Source organism: Streptomyces sp. NPDC053367, from assembly GCF_044545925.1.
Classification (GTDB): Bacteria; Actinomycetota; Actinomycetes; order Streptomycetales; family Streptomycetaceae; genus Streptomyces.
In genome coordinates this window covers 1-18449 of sequence record NZ_JBITYN010000010.1, presented here as the reverse complement: position 1 = coordinate 18449, position 18449 = coordinate 1, and the positions used below count along the sequence as shown (strand labels likewise).

At 73.7% G+C, this 18449-nt stretch carries 14 protein-coding genes; 8 read left to right on the top strand and 6 right to left on the bottom strand.

Annotated features, from left to right (window positions below; translation table 11 throughout):
- Window positions 1–45 precede the first annotated feature (45 nt).
- A complete protein-coding gene (locus ACIGXJ_RS26895) occupies window positions 46–1029 on the bottom strand; it encodes a helix-turn-helix domain-containing protein (protein WP_399650270.1) in 984 nt (327 codons plus the stop codon).
- 450 nt (window positions 1030–1479) lie between these two features.
- Here ACIGXJ_RS26895 and ACIGXJ_RS26890 point away from each other — a divergent pair, with 450 nt between their 5' ends.
- From ACIGXJ_RS26890 to ACIGXJ_RS26880, 3 genes are all read left to right on the top strand, one after another.
- A complete protein-coding gene (locus ACIGXJ_RS26890; RefSeq protein WP_399650267.1) occupies window positions 1480–3162 on the top strand; it encodes a protein phosphatase 2C domain-containing protein in 1683 nt (560 codons plus the stop codon).
- Between the two features lie 74 nt (window positions 3163–3236).
- The gene (locus ACIGXJ_RS26885; protein ID WP_399650264.1) at window positions 3237–4979 is read left to right on the top strand and encodes a pyruvate dehydrogenase; all 1743 of its coding nucleotides are present in this window, start codon (window positions 3237–3239) and stop codon (window positions 4977–4979) included.
- Window positions 4980–5114: 135 nt separating this feature from the next.
- Window positions 5115–5546 carry an ATP-binding protein gene (locus ACIGXJ_RS26880; protein WP_399650261.1) on the top strand — a complete coding sequence of 144 codons (432 nt, stop codon included), beginning with the start codon at window positions 5115–5117 and terminating at the stop codon, window positions 5544–5546.
- Between the two features lie 105 nt (window positions 5547–5651).
- Here the strand turns inward: ACIGXJ_RS26880 and ACIGXJ_RS26875 are convergent, their stop codons facing one another.
- Window positions 5652–6698 carry a DUF2637 domain-containing protein gene (locus ACIGXJ_RS26875; RefSeq protein ID WP_399650258.1) on the bottom strand — a complete coding sequence of 349 codons (1047 nt, stop codon included), beginning with the start codon at window positions 6696–6698 and terminating at the stop codon, window positions 5652–5654.
- Between the two features lie 253 nt (window positions 6699–6951).
- The gene (locus ACIGXJ_RS26870) at window positions 6952–7785 is read right to left on the bottom strand and encodes a (2Fe-2S)-binding protein (RefSeq protein ID WP_399650256.1); all 834 of its coding nucleotides are present in this window, start codon (window positions 7783–7785) and stop codon (window positions 6952–6954) included.
- Window positions 7786–7951: 166 nt separating this feature from the next.
- Between ACIGXJ_RS26870 and ACIGXJ_RS26865 the strand changes: the two genes are divergently transcribed.
- A complete protein-coding gene (locus tag ACIGXJ_RS26865) occupies window positions 7952–8755 on the top strand; it encodes a GntR family transcriptional regulator (protein WP_399650254.1) in 804 nt (267 codons plus the stop codon).
- Window positions 8756–8845: 90 nt separating this feature from the next.
- Here the strand turns inward: ACIGXJ_RS26865 and ACIGXJ_RS26860 are convergent, their stop codons facing one another.
- Together ACIGXJ_RS26860 and ACIGXJ_RS26855 are read right to left on the bottom strand one after the other, a co-directional pair.
- A complete protein-coding gene (locus ACIGXJ_RS26860; protein ID WP_399650252.1) occupies window positions 8846–9622 on the bottom strand; it encodes a hypothetical protein in 777 nt (258 codons plus the stop codon).
- A gap of 147 nt (window positions 9623–9769) precedes the next feature.
- Complete coding sequence (locus ACIGXJ_RS26855; RefSeq protein WP_399650250.1) at window positions 9770–11470, bottom strand: PucR family transcriptional regulator; 1701 nt, start codon at window positions 11468–11470, stop codon at window positions 9770–9772.
- 379 nt (window positions 11471–11849) lie between these two features.
- Between ACIGXJ_RS26855 and ACIGXJ_RS26850 the strand changes: the two genes are divergently transcribed.
- The 4 genes from ACIGXJ_RS26850 (at window position 11850) to ACIGXJ_RS26835 (ending at window position 17354) form a co-directional block, all read left to right on the top strand.
- Complete coding sequence (locus tag ACIGXJ_RS26850) at window positions 11850–12743, top strand: FAD binding domain-containing protein (RefSeq protein WP_399650248.1); 894 nt, start codon at window positions 11850–11852, stop codon at window positions 12741–12743.
- Window positions 12743–13285: a (2Fe-2S)-binding protein gene (locus ACIGXJ_RS26845; RefSeq protein WP_399650245.1), complete on the top strand. Its 543-nt coding sequence runs from the start codon at window positions 12743–12745 to the stop codon at window positions 13283–13285. The genes ACIGXJ_RS26850 and ACIGXJ_RS26845 overlap by 1 nt, the downstream gene beginning before the upstream one ends.
- A gap of 2 nt (window positions 13286–13287) precedes the next feature.
- Window positions 13288–15675, top strand: coding sequence for a xanthine dehydrogenase family protein molybdopterin-binding subunit (locus tag ACIGXJ_RS26840; protein ID WP_399650243.1), 2388 nt, complete (start codon window positions 13288–13290; stop codon window positions 15673–15675).
- Between the two features lie 212 nt (window positions 15676–15887).
- Window positions 15888–17354 (top strand): NCS2 family permease, encoded by a 1467-nt coding sequence (locus tag ACIGXJ_RS26835; RefSeq protein WP_399650240.1) that lies wholly within the window; start codon window positions 15888–15890, stop codon window positions 17352–17354.
- A gap of 271 nt (window positions 17355–17625) precedes the next feature.
- On the opposite strand, the gene ACIGXJ_RS26830 is transcribed toward ACIGXJ_RS26835, so the two are convergent.
- Window positions 17626–18066, bottom strand: a complete 441-nt coding sequence (locus ACIGXJ_RS26830; protein ID WP_399650237.1) for an SRPBCC family protein — start codon at window positions 18064–18066, stop codon at window positions 17626–17628.
- Between the last annotated feature and the right edge of the window lie 383 nt (window positions 18067–18449).

Sequence of the window (18449 nt, the reverse complement as noted above, 5' to 3'; positions counted from 1 at the left end):
CTGCCGGACGGCGCCGGACGTCGCAGGTCGGACCCGGTCCCGGGGTCAGCGCTCGCGGGTGACCCAGCCGCGCTCGTAGGCGTGCCAGCCCAGCTGCAGCCGGGTCGTCACACCGGTCAGCTCCATCAGGCGCTTCACCCGGCGCTGCACGGTCCGCAGGCCCAGCTCGAGCTGCTTGGCCACGCTCGCGTCGGTCAGGCCCGCCAGCAGCAGGGAGAGGATCTCCAGGTCGGCGGCGTCGGGCCCGTCCGGGCGCTGCTCGGTGACCCCGTGCGCGCCGAGGCGCAGCGGCAGCGCCTCCCGCCACACCGACTCGAACAGCCCCGACAGCAGCTCCAGAAGGCCGCTGGCGTGCACCACCAGCGCGGCCGGCTCCGCGGTGTGCGAGGTCAGCGGCACCAGCGCCAGCGCGCGATCGACGACGACCAGCTTCGTCGGCACCTCGTCCACCACCCGCACCTGCTCGTCCCGGCCCAGCGCGGCGCTCAGCTCGGTCATGCCCTCCGGCCGGTCCAGCACCGCGCGCTCCAGCACCACTCGGTAGCGCACCCCGCGCTCGGCGGCCCGGTCCTCGGCGTCGTTCTCCACCCCCGTGACCGCCACCGGGTTGCCGGTGACCAGGGCACACACCTCCTCCTGGGCGCCCAGCTGGAGCTGCAGGAAGCGCTGTGTGACGGCGGCCGCGCCGATCACCACCTCGACCAGGTCGTGCACGGCGGGCACCGCCGCGGCCGCCCGGTACTCCTCGGCGAGCAGCGCCGCCGCCAGCTCGGCCTGCTCCAGCTCGTGCCGCCGCTGGGTCAGCAGCGCGCCCAGGGCCACGCCCGGCGGGGCGGCGACCCAGCGGCCGGGGCGGGCCGGGGACTGCGCGGCGAGGCCGTGCCGCTCCAGCCCGCGCAGCACGCGCTCGGTGTCCCGCTCGCCGAGGGTCAGCCGCCGGGCCAGGTCCGGCACATCGGCCGCGCCCACCGCCACCAGGGCCCGGTACGCCGACTCGTGCGCCTCGTCCAGCCCTATCGCCGCCAGCATCAAGGTGTCGCCCTCCCGAGGTCGCCGACTCCTCGCGGGCGCCCGTGGCGGGAAGCAGCCACGGCACAAACCCGCCACACCTATCATCCCCGTACGCCCGGCGGCTCTGCCAAGGTGGGGCCACGGCCGCGGCGGCCGGTGCCCCGGCCCGGCCCGCCCGACGGTGTCCGAGGCGGCCGTTCCCAGACGGTGGCCCGGGTCCGCGACGCGTTCTGCGCAGGGGATCCGGACCTGGGTCACTCCCGTGTCGCCGGGCGGTTCTCCCGTGGGGGGCGGAACCGCCCGGTGGCCCGTCGCCGGCTCCGACGCCCGGGCAGCGCCGGCACCCACCGCGCCACCCCCGTACGGCTGTTCGGCCCGTCCCCCGACACGCCGTCAGCCGAGCACGGCCCCGCGGGTTTTTCCGGATGCCCCGTTTTCAACCCGCCCGTGCGGTGGACAATGAGGGTCATGAGCCAGCAGGGGGGAAGGCCCACCGGTCCCGGTCCCGAGGAGGACTGGTGGCGGCAGCTGTACGACGACTCCACCCACGACACCGGCCCCGCGCCCACCCCGGACTCCCTCGACGACCGCTTCGCCTCGGCGTCCGGCCTGACGGAGGCCCCCGGAGGAGCACCGACGGCCCCGCCGCACCCGGCCCCGCCGACCCCATCAGTCCCACCGGCCCCGATACCGCCGCCGCCGGACCAGCCGCCGCCGGTCCCACCGGCCCCCCGCCCCGGCGGCGACCCCCAGGACATGCGCCCGGGCCCCGCACCCGGGGCTTCCGGTCCGCCGGCGCAGGACCCGCCGGCCGGCGGTCCGGCCGGCTCGGCCCGCCCTGTCCCGCCTCCTCGCGCCGACGCCGACGCCTGTGCCGGTCCGGCAGGTGCGACCCGTGAGCCGGACCCCCTCCCCGGCGCCGGCCCCCGGAGCGCGCCGGCTGCCCCTCTCGCCGGTGATCCGCACCCGGCCGCCGGTCCGCCCGCCCAGCCCCCTCCGCTCCTGCCCCGCGCCCCCTGGGAGCCTTTGCCCGCCGGGCCGGCCGGGCCTACGACGTTCCCGCCAGGGCCCCGGCCCCCGGCGGGGAGCACCACCGCGACCACGGGCGAGGCGCCCGCGCCGGACCGGCCGGACCCGGGGGACAGCGGTGGGTCCGTCCTGGCTCAGGACAGGCCGCGGGTCCCTCATGTGGGGTCCGGGCCGCCTACCTACGAGGCGGAGCCCACGGCGTTGCCGCCGGCCGACCCCGACGAGCTCGCGGAACTGGTCGCGGACACGGTGCTGGACGGCGCGCGGTGCGGGAGCGGGACGCTCAGGGCGGTGTCGGTGCGCGGCGACTCGGCGCGCTACCGGGGCGAGCCGCGGCGCGACTCGCTGCTCGTGGCGAGGTTCGGAACCGGGGAGCAGGCGCTGGTGCTGGTCGCGATGGCGACCGGGGCGCGGGCCACGCCGGGGGCGCACCGGGCCGCCGCCGAGGTGTGCCGGTGGATCGGGCGGGCCGTCGGCCGCAGCCACGCCCGGCTCGCGGAGGACATCCGGGGGGCCCGGCGCGGTGACCTGAAGTCCGGGCTGCACCGCCTCACCGACCGCAGCCTCGGCAGGCTGCGCGCCAGCGCGGTCGAGCAGGGCGTCTCCCCGGAGGAGTACGCGGCCACCCTGCGCTGTCTGCTGCTCCCGGCGGACCCCGAATGCCGTACGCGCGTGTTCTTCGGGGTCGGCGCCGGCGGGCTGTTCCGGCTGCGGGACGGCGTGTGGCAGGACATCGAACCCAAGGCCGGGGACGTCACCGGCGAACCGGTCGTCGGCTTCGGCTCACCCCCCTCCCAGGCGCCCGCCGAGACTCCCGAGGGGGACCGGCTCACCATGGACCTCGGCATCCCCACGCCCCCGAGCCCCTACGAACCCGCCCCGCAGCCACCCCGCGAGCCCTTCCGCTTCCGCGCCTCGGTAGCCCGGCCGGGTGACACCCTCCTGCTGTGCACCGGCGGCCTCGCCGAACCCCTGCGCGGCGAACCCGACCTGACCGCGTACCTCACCGAGCGGTGGTCCGGCCAGGAGCCGCCGGGCCTCGCCGCGTTCCTCGCCGACGCACAGGTCCGGGTGAAGGGGTACGCCGACGACCGTACGGCGGCCGCCGTGTGGGAGGCGTAGCGGCGCCGGGTGTGGATTGATGGAAGGCGCGAAGCCGCAGCGAGCCTTCCGCCGGACCGAAGGGGTTCACAGCCATGGCCAAGCAGAACGTCGCCGAGCAGTTCGTGGACATCCTCGCCCGCGCCGGGGTCAGACGCCTGTACGGAGTGGTGGGCGACAGCCTGAACCCCGTCGTCGACGCGGTCCGCCGCCACACCGCCATCGACTGGGTGCACGTACGCCATGAGGAGACCGCCGCCTTCGCGGCCGGCGCCGAGGCGCAGATCACCGGGAAGCTCACCGCCTGCGCGGGCTCCTGCGGGCCCGGCAACCTCCACCTCATCAACGGCCTGTACGACGCCCATCGCTCCATGGCCCCGGTCCTCGCCCTCGCCTCGCACATCCCCTCCGCCGAGATCGGTCTCGGCTACTTCCAGGAGACCCACCCGGACCTGCTGTTCCGCGAGTGCAGCCACTACAGCGAGCTGATCTCCAACCCGCGCCAGATGCCGCGGCTGCTGCAGACCGCCATCCAGCACGCGATCGGCCGCGGCGGCGTCAGCGTCGTCTCCCTGCCCGGTGACATCGCCGACCAGCCGGCCCCCGACAAGGCCGCCGAGACCGCCCTGGTCACCGCCCGGCCCACCGTGCGCCCCGGCGACACCGAGATCGACCGGCTGGTCGACCTCATCGACCGCGCGGAGAAGGTCACCCTGTTCTGCGGCAGCGGCACCGCGGGCGCCCACGCCGAGGTGATGGAGTTCGCGCAGAAGATCAAGTCCCCGGTCGGGCACGCCCTCAGGGGCAAGGAGTGGATCCAGTACGACAACCCCTTCGACGTCGGCATGAGCGGTCTGCTCGGCTACGGCGCCGCCTACGAGGCCACCCACGAGTGCGACCTGCTGCTCCTGCTGGGCACCGACTTCCCGTACAACGCCTTCCTGCCCGACGACGTGACCATCGCCCAGGTCGACGTACGCCCCGAACGCCTCGGCCGCCGCTCCAAGCTGGACCTCGCCGTGTGGGGTGACGTGAAGGAGACCCTGCGCTGTGTCACCCCGCGGGTGAAGGAGAAGCAGAACCGGCGCTTTCTGGACCGGATGCTGAAGAAGCACGCCGACGCGCTGGAGGGCGTCGTCAAGGCCTACACCCGCAAGGTGGACAAGCATGTGCCGATCCACCCGGAGTACGTGGCCTCGGTGCTCGACGAACTCGCCGACGACGACGCGGTGTTCACGGTCGACACCGGGATGTGCAACGTCTGGGCCGCGCGGTACCTCTCGCCCAACGGGCGACGCCGGATCATCGGCTCCTTCTCGCACGGCTCGATGGCGAACGCGCTGCCGATGGCGATCGGAGCCCAGTGCACCGACCGCCGCCGCCGCGTGGTGTCGATGTCCGGTGACGGCGGATTCTCCATGCTGATGGGCGACTTCCTCACCCTCGTGCAGTACGACCTGCCGGTGAAGGTGGTGCTGTTCAACAACTCCTCGCTCGGCATGGTCGAGTTGGAGATGCTGGTGGCCGGCCTGCCGTCGTACGGAACCACGAACCACAACCCCGACTTCGCGGCGGTCGCCCGGGCCTGCGGGGCCTACGGCGTGCGGGTGGAGAAGCCGAAGCAGCTCGCGGGCGCGCTGAGGGACGCCTTCCGGCACAAGGGGCCGGCGCTGGTGGACGTGGTGACCGACCCCAACGCGCTGTCCATCCCGCCGAAGATCAGCACCGAGATGGTCACCGGCTTCGCGCTGTCGGCGTCGAAGATCGTGCTGGACGGCGGTGTGGGCCGGATGCTCCAGATGGCCCGTTCCAACCTGCGCAACGTACCGCGTCCGTGATGACGACCTCCGAAACCTTGGCCGAACATCCGGTGGTTGCCCGGCCGGGATGACTGTCCCGGTGCCGACGGGGCATGGATCCCGTGAACGTGTTCGAGCAGGAGGGAAACCGGCGTCGGCGCGCAGGCGGGGGTCATGAGAAGGCAGGTACGTGAGGGTGCGCCCGTGACCAAGGGGGCCTCTTCGGCACAGCTCAGCCGCAGACTGGGACGCGCGGATCTTCGGGCGGTGCCCGAGGCCCGCCGGGAGCTGCGGGAACTGTTACGGCACTGGGGGAGGCCGGGACGATCGGACATCGCGGAACTGCTGACCACCGAGCTCGTCACCAACGCGCTCGTGCACACCGACCGCGAGGCGGTCCTCACCGCCACCGTCTCGCCGCGCGGACTGCGCGTGGAGGTACGGGACTTCACCGGCAGAAGGCCCCGGCCGCGGGTGCCGTCCGCCGACGACGGTACGCACGGCCGGGGCCTGCTTCTCGTCCAGGCCCTCGCCGACTCCTGGGGCGTGCGGGCGCACGGGGTGGGCAAGTCCGTCTGGTTCGAACTGGCCGCGGACGCCGCCTGAAGCCGCCGACCGCGAGCCGCACGGGAGCTCGCACGCCGGCCGCACACGGCAGGGGCACGGCTCCGGAGAGCCGTGCCCCTGCCGTGTGCGCGCACCGGCCCCGGGTCAGCCGTACTGCTGCTCCAGGTCCTTCAGCTTGCGCTCCAGGTCGTCCAGGCGCGGCAGCGCCATGGTGTCGTCCTCGGCGGTGAGGTCGACGGTGACCGGGTCACCGCTGCGGCGAACGGGCTGCAGGGAGGGCCGTGAGCGTACCGGCAGCTGCTCCGGCGCCGATATGGCAGGCTCCGCGGACACGCGCTCGGCGCCCTGCTCCACGGCCGGCAGCTCCGCCTGCCGGTTCGTGCCCCGGCCGGGGAACGGGCCGCGGTGGCCCCGGCTGATGGCCTTCAGCTGAGCCCGCTCGACCCGCTGCTGCTCGCGGCGGTGCATCCGGGTCTGCTCCTTCTGCCGCTGGTCCTCGCGGACCTCCTCGACCGCCTCGTCGAGGCTGCGCACGTTCTCCAGCAGCATCAGCGACCACGCCTTGTACGTCTCGCGCGGCGCCCGCAGCCAGCGGACGATGCGGATCTGCGGCAGCGGCCTGGGTACCAGACCCTGCTCGCGCAGGGCGGCCCGGCGGGTCTGCTTCAGGGCGCGGTCGAAGAGCACGGCCGCCGACAGGGACATGCCCGCGAAGAAGTGCGGGGCGCCCGCGTGGCCCAGGCCGCGCGGGGCGTGCACCCAGTTGAACCAGGCCGCGGCGAAGGCGAAGGTCCACACGAGTATCCGCGATCCCAGCGCGGCGTCGCCGTGGCTGGCCTCACGCACGGCGAGGACGGAGCAGAACATGGCAGCCCCGTCCAGGCCGAACGGGACCAGGTACTGCCAGCCGTCCGAAAGGCCGAGGTTCTGTTCGCCGAAGCCGACCAGGCCGTGGAAGGACAGCGCGGCGGCCACCGCGGCACAGCAGAACAGCAGCACATAGGAGACCGTGCCGTATATGGCCTCCTTGCGCCTGCGGCGCTCCTCGCTGCGCTCCCACGAGTCCTCCGTGCCAGAGTCCTTCCCCGAGGAGCGCTTGCCGCGCGCGAGCACCGCAACCGCTGCCAGCATGCCCAGGAGCAGTACGGCGCCGGGAAGCAGCCAGTTCAGCGATATGTCGGTCAGTCTCATCTAGGGGTCCCTTGCATTGGGATAGGGCGTAACGCCCGTCATAGTGGCCCAAACCCGCCGGTCCTCAGGGGGTTTCGGGGCAAGAGGCCGCCAACGAAGTGCAAGGGGATGCCCAGGACGGCGTTCTGCTCGAACTGCCGAGTGAGGTCCGGTAGTTGAGTTCGAGCAAGACTACTCGTACGGGTGGTTCCACGGGAACTTCCCGCGGCCCGTGGGGAAATCGTGAAGTGCCTGTGATCAAGCGGCCGGTGGGTCAGGCCGCCGTGGCCGCCGTCAGCCGGGTGACCCGGTCGGCGTCGCAGGTGCGCGGGCAGGTGGCGCAGGTGTCGTCCGGACGCAGGGTGTAGAAGAGGCAGCAGCTGATCCGGTCCCGGGTGCGCAGGGTCTCGCCCCGCGGCCCGGCCAGCTCGCGGAAGGCCGCCGAGCCGGCGTAGGGGGCGGTCGCGCCCGGCAGCAGCAGCCCCAGCTCGCGCCGGGCCCGTTCCTCCTCGCCCAGCACCCGGGCGACGTACCAGAGGCCCTCGACCACCTCGTCGGTGACCATGCCCCACAGTGCCCGGCCGCGCCGCCGCATGCGCGGGCCGAAGACCGCGAGGAGCGGCTCCAGGTGCTCGGCCACCGCCGCGCGCACCTCGGCGCGCAGCGCCTCCTCGCCGTCCACCACCCGGGCGCCGGGCAGCGCGGCGGCCGGGTCACCGGGCAGGCAGGCGAAGGAGGCCGTGCGGACGGCCATGCGGCCGGCCGCGCGGTCGTAGGAGACGTCCGTCACGCGGTGGCGGGGCACCCGGCGGTGCAGGAACCACGGGACGGTGAAGAGGAGGCAGGCCGGCCAGGCGTAGCGGTGCAGTGCGAAGCTCGCGACGACGTCCGGGCGGCCGCGCTGTCCGTAGTCCCGCAGGATCTGGGCGTCGTCCCACGCCAGGAACGCCTCCAGGGCCTCTCCGCCCGCCGCCAGGGAGGCGGCCGTGACCCAGGCGCCGCCCTCCGGGAGGGGCTCGCGGGCCGTGAGCTCGGTGATCGCCAGGCCCGGGTAGGCGTCGGTGAGGCGGGCGTGGGCGTCCGCGAGGGGCGACGCGGGGACGGGCATGAGGGACCACCGATTCGCGACGGGGACGGGACGACAAGTAGGCAAGGCTTACCTTACTCGTTCGCTCGGGAGTTTGAACTGCCGGGCTGTGCGCCTAAGGTGCTTGACGGCCGAGTGACAACCGGCCGTAATGACCCCAAGTACCGACAAGCCCGGAGGAGGACCCGTGAATCAGGGCGCGCAGGGCTCCGCCGCCGGAACGGGCATACCGGAGCAGGACGCCGGCGCCGCCCGGGTGCCGGAGCAGCAGCGCGCCACGGACCCGGTCCGCGAGCACGGCGCCACCGGCCCCTCGGCGCGCGGCGAGCACCCCTGCCCCGAGGCTTCCGTACCGCACCCGCGGCCCGTCGTGCAGCGCTCCTCCGTGCGCGGGCAGATCCTCGACGCCCTGCGCACCGCACTGGTCACCGGCGAGCTGGCCCCGGGCGCCGTGTACTCGGGACCGGCGCTCGCCGAGCGCTTCGGGGTCTCGGCCACGCCCGTGCGCGAGGCGATGCAGCAGCTCGCCCAGGAGGGCGCCGTCGAGGTCGTCCCCAACCGCGGCTTCCGGGTGGTCCGGCGCGACGCCCGCGAGCTGGCCGAGCTGGCCGAGGTCCGGTCACTGCTGGAGGTGCCGGTGCTGCTGCGGCTCGCCGCCACGGTCGCGCCCGAGCGCTGGGCCGAGCTGCGCCCCCTCGCCGAGGCCACCGTCCGCGCCGCGTCCGCCGGCTGCCGGGCGGGCTACGCCGAGGCCGACCGCGCCTTCCACCGGGCCGTGCTGTCACTGTCCGGCAACGACCAGCTCGTCCGTATCGCCGACGACCTCCACCGCCGCGCCCAGTGGCCCCTCACCACCGGCCGCCACATCCGTACGGAGCTGATGGCCGACGCCGCCCAGCACGCGGCCCTGCTGGACGCCCTGATCTGCCGGGACACGGACCGGGTGCGGACGCTGCTGGACGAGCACTTCGGGGCGCGGCGGCAGCAATAGCGCCAGGAGCAGGTCGGCTCGGCTCGCTCCGGCGGAGGGGGCCGTGCGCGGAAGTCCGCCGCCCCAGGGCACCCGCCCCCTCCGCCCCCGCTACGCCGTCGCCGTCGGCGGCACCGCCAACTGCCGGGCCAGCCAGGTCGGTACGCCCCCCAGCAGCCGGAACAGCCGACGCGCCTCCTCGCGCAGCCGGGACGCCTCCGGCTCGGTCTCGGCGTCGGCGAGGGACGCCAGCGCCGGGGCCGTGCCCACCAGGTAGCCCAGCTCCTCGCGCAGCCGCAGCGATTCGGTGAAACCGTGCCGGGCCTCGGCCAACTCCCCGTCGCGCAGGGCGAGTCCGGCGAGGTGGCGCCAGGTGAAGGACAGCAGCAGGGCGTCCGCGTGCGCGGTGGCGCCCGCGTGGGCCCGGCGGAACGCGGCGCGCGCGGCCTGCGGCGAGCCGCTGAGGTTCTGCGCGATCAGCCCGCGCCGGAAGTCCAGCAGGGCCCGGTCCGCGGCGTCCGGCGGGATCAGCGCGGCCGCCCGGCCGAGCGCCGCTCGCGCCTCGTCGGCCCGGTCGCGCACCCCCAGCAGCGTGGCGGCGTAGGCCAAGTACCCGCGTTCACAAGCGGCCGCGCCCCGCTCCTCGTCGCTGTCCGCGAGGGCCTCCGCGACCCGCAGTGCGTCCTCGGCGTCCTCCCAGCCCTGTTCGGTGTACAGACACCGCTCCACCAGCAGCGCGGCCCGCTGCAGCGCGCTCGCCGCGGAGGCCGGCCTCAGCAGGGCCGCCGCGTCGGCCCAGCAGGCCCGCGAGCGCAGCCGCCATACCGCGGTCTGGAGTGGATCGTCACCGGCGGTCGTTCCGTTACCAGACATGGCGGTATCCGCCACATTGCCCTCCCCGAGCGCGCCGTCGAGCTTTGAGTGGTGGCCGCATCTCAGCATGAATCGCGGGGCCCGGCCAAGAGGGTGGGTGAAGGATTTCACAAAGTCGTGGGCCGCGGCGCACACTTCAGGTTTCGGCGCCGCCGGCGGGCCTCAGCTCATCCGCAGCGCCAGGAAGAAGTCCAGCTTGTCCTCCAGGCGGGACAGGTCACGGCTCGTCAACTGCTCGATCCGGCCGACGCGGTAGCGCAGCGTGTTGACGTGCAGGTGGAGCCGGGAGGCACAGCGGGTCCAGGAGCCGTCGCACTCCAGGAAGGCCTCCAGGGTGGGGATCAGCTCGGCGCGGTGCCGGCGGTCGTAGTCGCGCAGCGGGTCCAGCAGCCGGGCGGTGAAGGCCCGGCGCACGTCGTCCGGCACGAACGGCAGCAGCAGCACGTGCGAGGCCAGCTCCTGGTGGCCCGCCGCGCACACCAGACCGGGCCGGGCCGCGGCCACGCGCCGGGCGTGCCGGGCCTCCTCCAGCGCGCCGCGCAGCCCCTCCGCCGAGTGCACGGCCGCGCTCACGCCCAGCGTGACCCGGCCGTCGCCGTCGAGGCCGGCCGCCAGTGGTTCCCGTACGGCCGCGAGCAGGGTGTCGGCGACGATGCCGGTGTCGGAGCCGTCGTGCTCGCCGCCCACGGCCTGGAGCGGCACCAGCGCGATCGCCTCGTCGCCGGTGTGGGCGACGGCGATCCGGTCGGAGGGCTCCGTGCCGGTGCTCAGCGGGTCGACCAGGATCTCCTCCAGGAGCGACTGGGCGACCGGGCCGCCCTCCAGGCCGCTGCCCTCCCACTCCACGCGCGCCACGACCACCTGCCAGTGCGGCGCGGCCCCGAGCCCGGGCAGCAGCACCGGCGCCGCGACCCTGAGCCGGGCCGCGACCTCCGCGGGCGCCGCGCCCGACTGCACCAGCTCCAGGACCTCCTGGGCGAGACGGCGGCGGACCGTGCGGGAGGCGTCCCTGCGGTCGCGCTCGACCGCGATCAGCTGGGTCACCCCGTGCACCAGGTCGAGCCGCTCCTCCGGCCAGTCCCCGGCGTCCGCCTCCACGGCCAGCAGCCAGTCCGACAGCACGCTCTCACGCACGTCCCGGGACCCCTGCGGCGCCCGCGCGGCGGCACCCGCGGGCGCGCGGTGCCCCCAGCTGCGGATCGGGAACAGGCTGTACGTCGTCGAGCCGACCAGCACCCGGTGCGGACCGCGCCGCCCCGTGCGTACGGCCGCCAGGTGCTCGCCGGCGAGCTTGGCGCACACCTCGGCGGGCAGCGCCGGGCCCGCCACCTTGGGGCCCGCGATCAGCCGGCCCGCCGGGGACAGCACCCAGGCGCGCAGGTCCAGGTCCGAGCCGAGCAGGTCAAGGACCACGTCCGGGCCGCCGCCCGCCGGGCCCGAGGTCATCATCCGCCGGTGCCGGTCCACGACCGCCGCCAGGTCCCCGGCGCGCTCGCCGCTGACCTGCCGTACGACATGCTCGGTGATCGTCGCGAACGCCACCGACTCGTGCACCGCGAACAGCGGCAGCCGGTGCCGCGCGCAGGCCGCGACCAGGTCGTCCGGGATGTCCCCCAGCTCGGCCTCACCGGCCGCCAGCGCCGCCACGCCGGCCTGCGACAGGATGCGCACGAAGGGCTCGGAGTCGGCGGCGTCCCGGCGCCAGGCCAGGCCCGTCAGGACCAGCTCGCCGCCCGACAGATAGCGGCTCGGGTCCCGCAGGTCGGTCGTCATGACCCCGCGCACGGTGCGGTCCAGCTCGTCCTCGCCGCCGAGCAGCCTGAGGCCCAGCGCGTCGGTGTCCAGCAGTGCGCGCAGCCGCATTTCGTCGCCGCCGTTCTTTGTCTCGAAAACTACGATGAATCTTGACGGGCCGGATCGCGGAAGCCCGCCCGGCGGGCGGACGTCCCGCCCCTGGCCTTCGCCGGACCCGCGGTCCGGGCCGTGCCCCAGGTCACGTGGGCTGTGCCGCACGTTTCCACTGGAGAACGAGGAGGTTCCTGATGACCCCCGTTCATACGAATCTACAAGATGGTCACCGTGGCCAGCCAACTCCTTCATGGTTTCGGTGACTGACCGCACCGGAGCGGCGCCCTGTGTACTGGCTCCACTTCGCGTGAACAGCAGATGAACGAGCCGGGCCCGCCTCACCCGGAATGGCTCGATCTGTACGACCCCCGACAGACGAGGAAGAGAGCCGGTCATGGACTTCCTTCGCCCCGCCAGCTGGGAGGAGGCGCTCGCCGCCAAGGCAGCGCATCCCACGGCTGTGCCGATCGCGGGTGGCACCGATGTCATGGTCGAGATCAACTTCGACCACCGCCGGCCCGAGTACCTGCTCGACCTGGGCCGGGTCGGCGATCTCTACGAGTGGGAGGCCGGCCAGGACAGCGTGCGCCTCGGCGCCTCCGTCCCGTACACGCGCATCATGGAGGACCTCCGGGCCGAGCTGCCGGGCCTCGCGCTCGCCTCGCACACGGTGGCCTCCCCGCAGATCCGCAACCGCGGCGGCGTCGGCGGCAACCTCGGCACGGCCTCCCCGGCCGGTGACGCCCACCCGGCGCTGCTCGCCGCGGGCGCCGAGGTCGAGGTGGCGTCCGCGTCCCGGGGCACCCGGCTCATCCCGATCGACGCGTTCTACACCGGCGTCAAGCGCAACGCGCTCGCCCCCGACGAGCTGATCCGCGCCGTCCGCATCAGGAAGGCGGACGGGCCCCAGCAGTTCTCCAAGGTCGGCACCCGCAACGCCATGGTCATCGCGGTGTGCGCCTTCGGCCTCGCCCTCCACCCCCGGTCCCGTACCGTCCGCACCGGCATCGGCTCGGCCGCCCCGACACCCGTCCGGGCGAAGACCGCCGAGGAGTTCTTGAACGCGGCCCTCGAGGAGGGCGGCTTCTGGGACAACGGGAAGATCGTCCCCCCGTCGGTCGCGAGGCGGTTCGCCCAGTTGTGCTCCGGCGCCTGCAACCCGATCGACGACGTCCGGGGCACCGCGAGCTACCGCCGCCACGCGGTCGGCGTCATGGCCCGCCGGACGCTCGCCTGGGCCTGGGAGTCGTACCGCGGCACCCGCCGCGCCCCGGAAGGAGCCGCGTGATGCGCGTCAACTTCACCGTCAACGGACGCGAGCAGGTCGCCGACGACGTCTGGGAGGGCGAGAGCCTGCTCTACGTCCTGCGCGAGCGCCTCGGCCTGCCCGGCTCGAAGAACGCCTGCGAGCAGGGCGAGTGCGGCTCCTGCACGGTCCGGCTCGACGGCGTGCCGGTCTGCGCCTGCCTGGTCGCGGCCGGCCAGGCCGAGGGCCGCGAGGTCGTCACCGTGGAGGGCCTGGCGGACCACGCCAGGCAGCGCTCCCGCGGTACGTCCCCCCAGGATGCCCGGGGCACGGACTCGCAGACCGGCGAGGGCGAGGAGCTCTCCCCGATCCAGCAGGCGTTCATCGACGCCGGCGCCGTCCAGTGCGGCTTCTGCACCCCCGGCCTGCTCGTCGCCGCCGACGAGATGCTGGAGCGCAACCCCGACCCGACCGACGCGGACATCCGCGAGGCCCTCTCGGGCAACCTGTGCCGCTGCACCGGCTACGAGAAGATCATGGACGCGGTCCGCCTCGCGGCGGCCCGGCAGGGAGAGGCGGTCTGATCATGGCTTCCCCCAGCGGGACCCCGGCGAAGATCACCCAGGGGTCGCAGACCAAGGGCGGCATCGGCGAGTCCACCCTCCGCCCCGACGGCACCCTCAAGGTCACCGGCGAGTTCGCCTACTCGTCCGACATGTGGCACGAGGACATGCTCTGGGGCCAGATCCTGCGCTCGCCCGTCGCGCACGCCGAGATCGTGTCCGTCGACACGGGCGAGGCCCTCGCGACGCCCGGCGTGTACGCCGTCATGACGTACGACGACCTGCCCACCGAGGTGAGGACCTACGGCCTGGAGCTCCGGGACACCCCGGTCCTCGCCCACGGCAAGGTCCGCCACCACGGCGAGCCCGTCGCGATCGTCGCCGCCGACCACCCGGAGACGGCCCGGCGCGCCGCGGCCAAGATCCACGTCGAGTACCGCGGGCTGCCCGTCGTCACCGACGAGGCGTCCGCGACCGCGCCCGACGCGATCCTGATCCACGAGGACCGCGACGACCACCACGCCGCCCACGTCCCGCACCCCAACATCGTGCACCGCCAGCCGATCGTCCGCGGAGACGTCCCGGCGGCCCGGGAGCGCGCCGACGTCATCGTCGAGGGCGACTACACCTTCGGCATGCAGGACCAGGCATTCCTCGGCCCCGAGTCCGGCCTCGCCGTACCGGAGGAGGACGGCGGTGTCCACCTCTACATCGCCACCCAGTGGCTCCACTCCGACCTGCGCCAGATCGCACCCGTCCTCGGTCTGCCCGAGCGGATGGTCCGCATGACGCTGTCCGGTGTCGGCGGGGCGTTCGGCGGCCGCGAGGACCTGTCGATGCAGATCCACGCCTGTCTGCTGGCGCTGCGCACCGGCAAGCCGGTGAAGATCGTCTACAACCGCTTCGAGTCCTTCTTCGGGCACGTCCACCGCCACCCGGCCAGGCTCCACTACGAGCACGGCGCCACCCGCGACGGGAAGCTGACCCACATCACGTGCCGGATCGTCCTGGACGGCGGCGCCTACGCCTCCGCCTCCCCGGCGGTCGTCGGCAACGCCTCGTCCCTGTCGGTGGGGCCGTACGCCGTCGACGCCGTCGACATCGAGGCCATCGCCCTGTACACCAACAACCCGCCCTGCGGCGCCATGCGCGGCTTCGGCGCGGTCCAGGCGTGCTTCGCGTACGAGGCGCAGATGGACAAGCTGGCCAAGAAGCTCGGCATGGACCCGGTGGAGTTCCGGCAGCTGAACGCGATGGAGCAGGGGACGCTCATGCCGACCGGGCAGCCGGTCGACTCCCCGGCCCCGGTCGCCGAACTCCTGCGCCGCGTCAAGGCGATGCCCATGCCCCCTGAGCGCCAGTGGGAGTCCAGCGAGGGCGCGGACGTACGGCAGCTGCCGGGCGGCCTGTCGAACACCACGCACGGCGAGGGCGTCGTCCGCGGGGTCGGCTACGCCGTCGGCATCAAGAACGTCGGCTTCTCCGAGGGCTTCGACGACTACTCCACCGCCAGGGTGCGCCTGGAGGCCGTGGGCGGCGAGCCCGTCGCCACCGTCCACACCGCCATGGCGGAGGTCGGCCAGGGCGGCGTCACCGTCCATGCCCAGATCGCCCGTACCGAACTGGGCGTCACCCGGGTGACCATCCACCCGGCCGACACCCAGGTCGGCTCCGCGGGCTCCACCTCCGCCTCCCGGCAGACGTACGTCACCGGCGGCGCCGTGCGGAACTCCTGTGAACTGGTCCGGGAGAAGGTGCTGGAGATCGGCCGCCGAAGGTTCGGCTCCTACCACCCCGCCTGGGCGACGGCGGAGCTGCTGCTGGAGGGCGGCAAGGTTGTCACCGACGCCGGCGAGGTCCTCGCCGACCTCGCGGACGTCCTCGAAGGGGAGGCCGTGGAGGTCGAGGCCGAGTGGCGGCACCGGCCGACCGAGGCTCTCGACCTGCGCACCGGCCAGGGCAACGGCCATGTCCAGTACTCCTTCGCCGCCCACCGCGCGGTCGTCGAGGTGGACACCGAGCTCGGCCTGGTGAAGGTGATCGAGCTGGCCTGTGCCCAGGACGTCGGCAAGGCCCTCAACCCGTTGTCCGTCATCGGCCAGATCCAGGGCGGCACCACCCAGGGTCTCGGAGTCGCGGTGATGGAGGAGATCATCGTCGACCCGGTGACGGCGAAGGTGCGGAACCCCTCCTTCACGGACTACCTGATCCCCACGATCCTCGACACGCCGACCATCCCTGTCGACGTGCTCGAACTCGCCGACGACCACGCCCCGTACGGGCTGCGCGGCGTCGGCGAGGCCCCCACCCTGTCGTCCACCCCGGCCGTCCTCGCGGCGATCCGGGACGCGACCGGGCTGGAGCTCGACCGCACGCCGGTACGTCCGGAGCACCTGACCGGCACCGCGTGAGAAAGACCCTCCGGGCGGCGCACGGAACGTCACAGCCTCCCCGCGCCGCCCGGAGCACTCCGGAAAGCCGCACCGCTCGCGGCACCGGAAACAGACTGGAATCGTTCGTCTCGGGCCGTCCCCCGGGTCGTGCGGCCGAAGCACCATCCCAAATCCCGCAGCCGTGAAGGCGGTTGCCCGGGTGCCCCTTTGAACCTTGGGAGTAGGCCCACATGACCCAGCAGTCACTGGAGCCGAAGACCGTCGCGGAGGACGCGGGTACCGGTACCCGCGTCCCTGCCGGACGCTCTTGGCTCGACCGTTACTTCCACATATCCAAGCGGGGATCCACCGTCGCGCGTGAAGTGCGCGGCGGCGTCACGACCTTCATGGCGATGGCGTACATCCTGCTGCTCAACCCCCTGATCCTGTCCGGCGAGGACGCGGCGGGGGACATCCTCAGCCAGAAGGCCCTGATCACCGCGACCGCCTTCGGGGCGGCCCTCACCACGCTGCTGATGGGTTTCGTCGGCAAGGTGCCCCTGGCGCTGGCCGCGGGCCTCTCCGTCTCCGGAGTCCTCTCCTCGCAGGTCGCTCCCGCGATGACCTGGCCGCAGGCCATGGGCATGTGCGTGATGTACGGCGTGGTCATCATGCTGCTGGTCGTCACCGGCCTGCGCGAGATGATCATGAACGCGATCCCGCTCGCCCTCAAGCACGCGATCACCATGGGCATCGGCCTGTTCGTCGCCCTGATCGGCCTGGTGAAGGCCGGCTTCGTGCACGAGAACCCGGCGCCCGGCGGCGGTCCCGTCCTGCTCGGCCCGGGAGGTGAACTCGCGGGCTGGCCGGTGCTGTTGTTCTCCGCCACCCTGCTCGCCATCTTCATGCTCCAGGCGAGAGGCGTCCCCGGCGCCATCCTGATCGGTATCGTCGGCGGCACCGTGATCGCCGTCGTCCTCAACGCCGCCGGCGTCATCGACCCCAAGCAGTGGGCGTCCGGCGCACCCGAACTGCACGGCAGCGCGGTCTCGATGCCCGACTTCTCCCTCTTCGGCGAGGTCGAGTTCGGCGGCTGGGGCGAGGTCGGCGCGATGACCGTCGGCATGATCGTCTTCACCCTGGTGCTGGCCGGCTTCTTCGACGCGATGGCCACCATCATCGGCGTCGGCACCGAGGCCAAGCTCGCCGACGAGCAGGGCCGGATGCCGGGCCTGTCCAAGGCGCTGTTCATCGACGGCGCGGGCGGCGCGATCGGCGGCGTCTCCGGCGCCTCCGGCCAGACCGTCTTCGTCGAGTCGGCCACCGGCGTCGGCGAGGGCGCCCGCACGGGCCTCGCGTCGGTCGTCACCGGCCTGTTCTTCGCCGCCTGTCTGTTCTTCACCCCGCTCACCGCGATCGTGCCCGGCGAGGTCGCGGCCGCGGCCCTGGTGGTCATCGGCGCGATGATGATGATGAACGCCCGGCACGTGGACTGGTCCGACCGGGCCACCGCCATCCCGGTGTTCCTCACCGTGGTGATCATGCCGTTCACCTACTCCATCACCGCGGGTGTGGCGGCCGGTGTCATCGCCTACGTCGCCATCAAGATCGCCCAGGGCAAGGCCCGCGAGATCGGTGCCTTCATGTGGGGGCTGACCGCGATCTTCCTGGTGTTCTTCGCCCTCAGCCCCATCGAGGGCTGGATGGGCATTCACTAGCCGGGGGAGCCGGCCGGGCGCCCCACTCGCCCGGACGGCGCCGACACCCCTTCGCGCGGCCGCCACCGGGGACGACCCGGTTCCCGGCGGACGTGCGGAGGGCGTCGCGGCACAACAGGCCGGCACCTCCGCCGTGGGCCCGTCCCACGGCGGCGCCGTCGCATCCCGGTCAGGTCCGCCCGGCCCGGATGCGGTCCCGGGCGTCCACGAGAGGCCCGAGGGACCTCCCCGCACGTGTCCGGCCCGCGAACCCCCGGGCCGCGCGGCCCGGTCAGGGGCTCCCGAGCAGCCGGTCCACCGCCCGCCCGAACACCGCCCGGCCCGCAGCCCCCAGCAGCGGGTCGAAGAACCCCGGCAGGAACCGCACCCCCAGCTCCTCCCGCCACACCACGCGGGTCCGCCCGTCCGGCCCCGGCAGCACCTCGATCTCGGCCCAGCCCAGCACCACCCGGCCGCGCTTCTCCAGGCGGCACCTCCCCGGCTCGCCGTCTCCCGGGGGCCGCCACACGGTGACGTCCATACGGTCGTCGAAGGCGAGCGGGCCGAGGCCGGAGCGGGCCACGACGACGGTGCCCTCGCGGGTGGGCGGACCCGGTGCCACGGTGACGCGGGTCAGCGGCACCACGTCCCCGTGCCGCGGCCACTGCGTGAGCCGCCGCCACGCCTCGCCGAGGGGGAGCGGAACCGTGCGATGAACCTGGAAGAGGACCACCCGTCGATCCTAGGCAGCCCTGGGGCCTGTCGTCTGGATCAGGTCGGCCGAAAGGGACTGTGCTTCTCGGCCGGGTCGAGCGGGGTCCGGTGCGTGCAGCTGCAAGGCGGGGGAGGGAGTCGACGCGATGGGGGCCCCGCTCGAGCGAAGCCGAGAGCGGGGGAGTCGGTGACCGACGACAACGCCGCTGGGGGTCCCCCCACGCCCTTGAGGCAGTGGGGGAAGTGCGTGCCAGACCTTGCGACGCCGACATGATCCGAACGACAGGCCCTAGCTGTATTGATCACGAGCGTTGTTAACGCCGGCAGGTCTTGATCATGGCGAAGACCTCCGGTGTGGTGGAGGTGTCTAGGCTCCACACCACGCACGGAGGTCTTCGTGCC

Bases quoted from the DNA above. Each gene is read 5' to 3' on its own strand.
- ACIGXJ_RS26895 (WP_399650270.1), bottom strand. From the start codon at position 1,029: ATGCTGGCGGCGATAGGGCTGGACGAGGCGCACGAGTCGGCGTACCGG.
- ACIGXJ_RS26890 (WP_399650267.1), top strand. From the start codon at position 1,480: ATGAGCCAGCAGGGGGGAAGGCCCACCGGTCCCGGTCCCGAGGAGGAC.
- ACIGXJ_RS26885 (WP_399650264.1), top strand. From the start codon at position 3,237: ATGGCCAAGCAGAACGTCGCCGAGCAGTTCGTGGACATCCTCGCCCGC.
- ACIGXJ_RS26880 (WP_399650261.1), top strand. From the start codon at position 5,115: ATGAGAAGGCAGGTACGTGAGGGTGCGCCCGTGACCAAGGGGGCCTCT.
- ACIGXJ_RS26875 (WP_399650258.1), bottom strand. From the start codon at position 6,698: ATGAGACTGACCGACATATCGCTGAACTGGCTGCTTCCCGGCGCCGTA.
- ACIGXJ_RS26870 (WP_399650256.1), bottom strand. From the start codon at position 7,785: ATGCCCGTCCCCGCGTCGCCCCTCGCGGACGCCCACGCCCGCCTCACC.
- ACIGXJ_RS26855 (WP_399650250.1), bottom strand. From the start codon at position 11,470: ATGCGGCTGCGCGCACTGCTGGACACCGACGCGCTGGGCCTCAGGCTG.
- ACIGXJ_RS26850 (WP_399650248.1), top strand. From the start codon at position 11,850: ATGGACTTCCTTCGCCCCGCCAGCTGGGAGGAGGCGCTCGCCGCCAAG.
- ACIGXJ_RS26845 (WP_399650245.1), top strand. From the start codon at position 12,743: ATGCGCGTCAACTTCACCGTCAACGGACGCGAGCAGGTCGCCGACGAC.
- ACIGXJ_RS26840 (WP_399650243.1), top strand. From the start codon at position 13,288: ATGGCTTCCCCCAGCGGGACCCCGGCGAAGATCACCCAGGGGTCGCAG.
- ACIGXJ_RS26835 (WP_399650240.1), top strand. From the start codon at position 15,888: ATGACCCAGCAGTCACTGGAGCCGAAGACCGTCGCGGAGGACGCGGGT.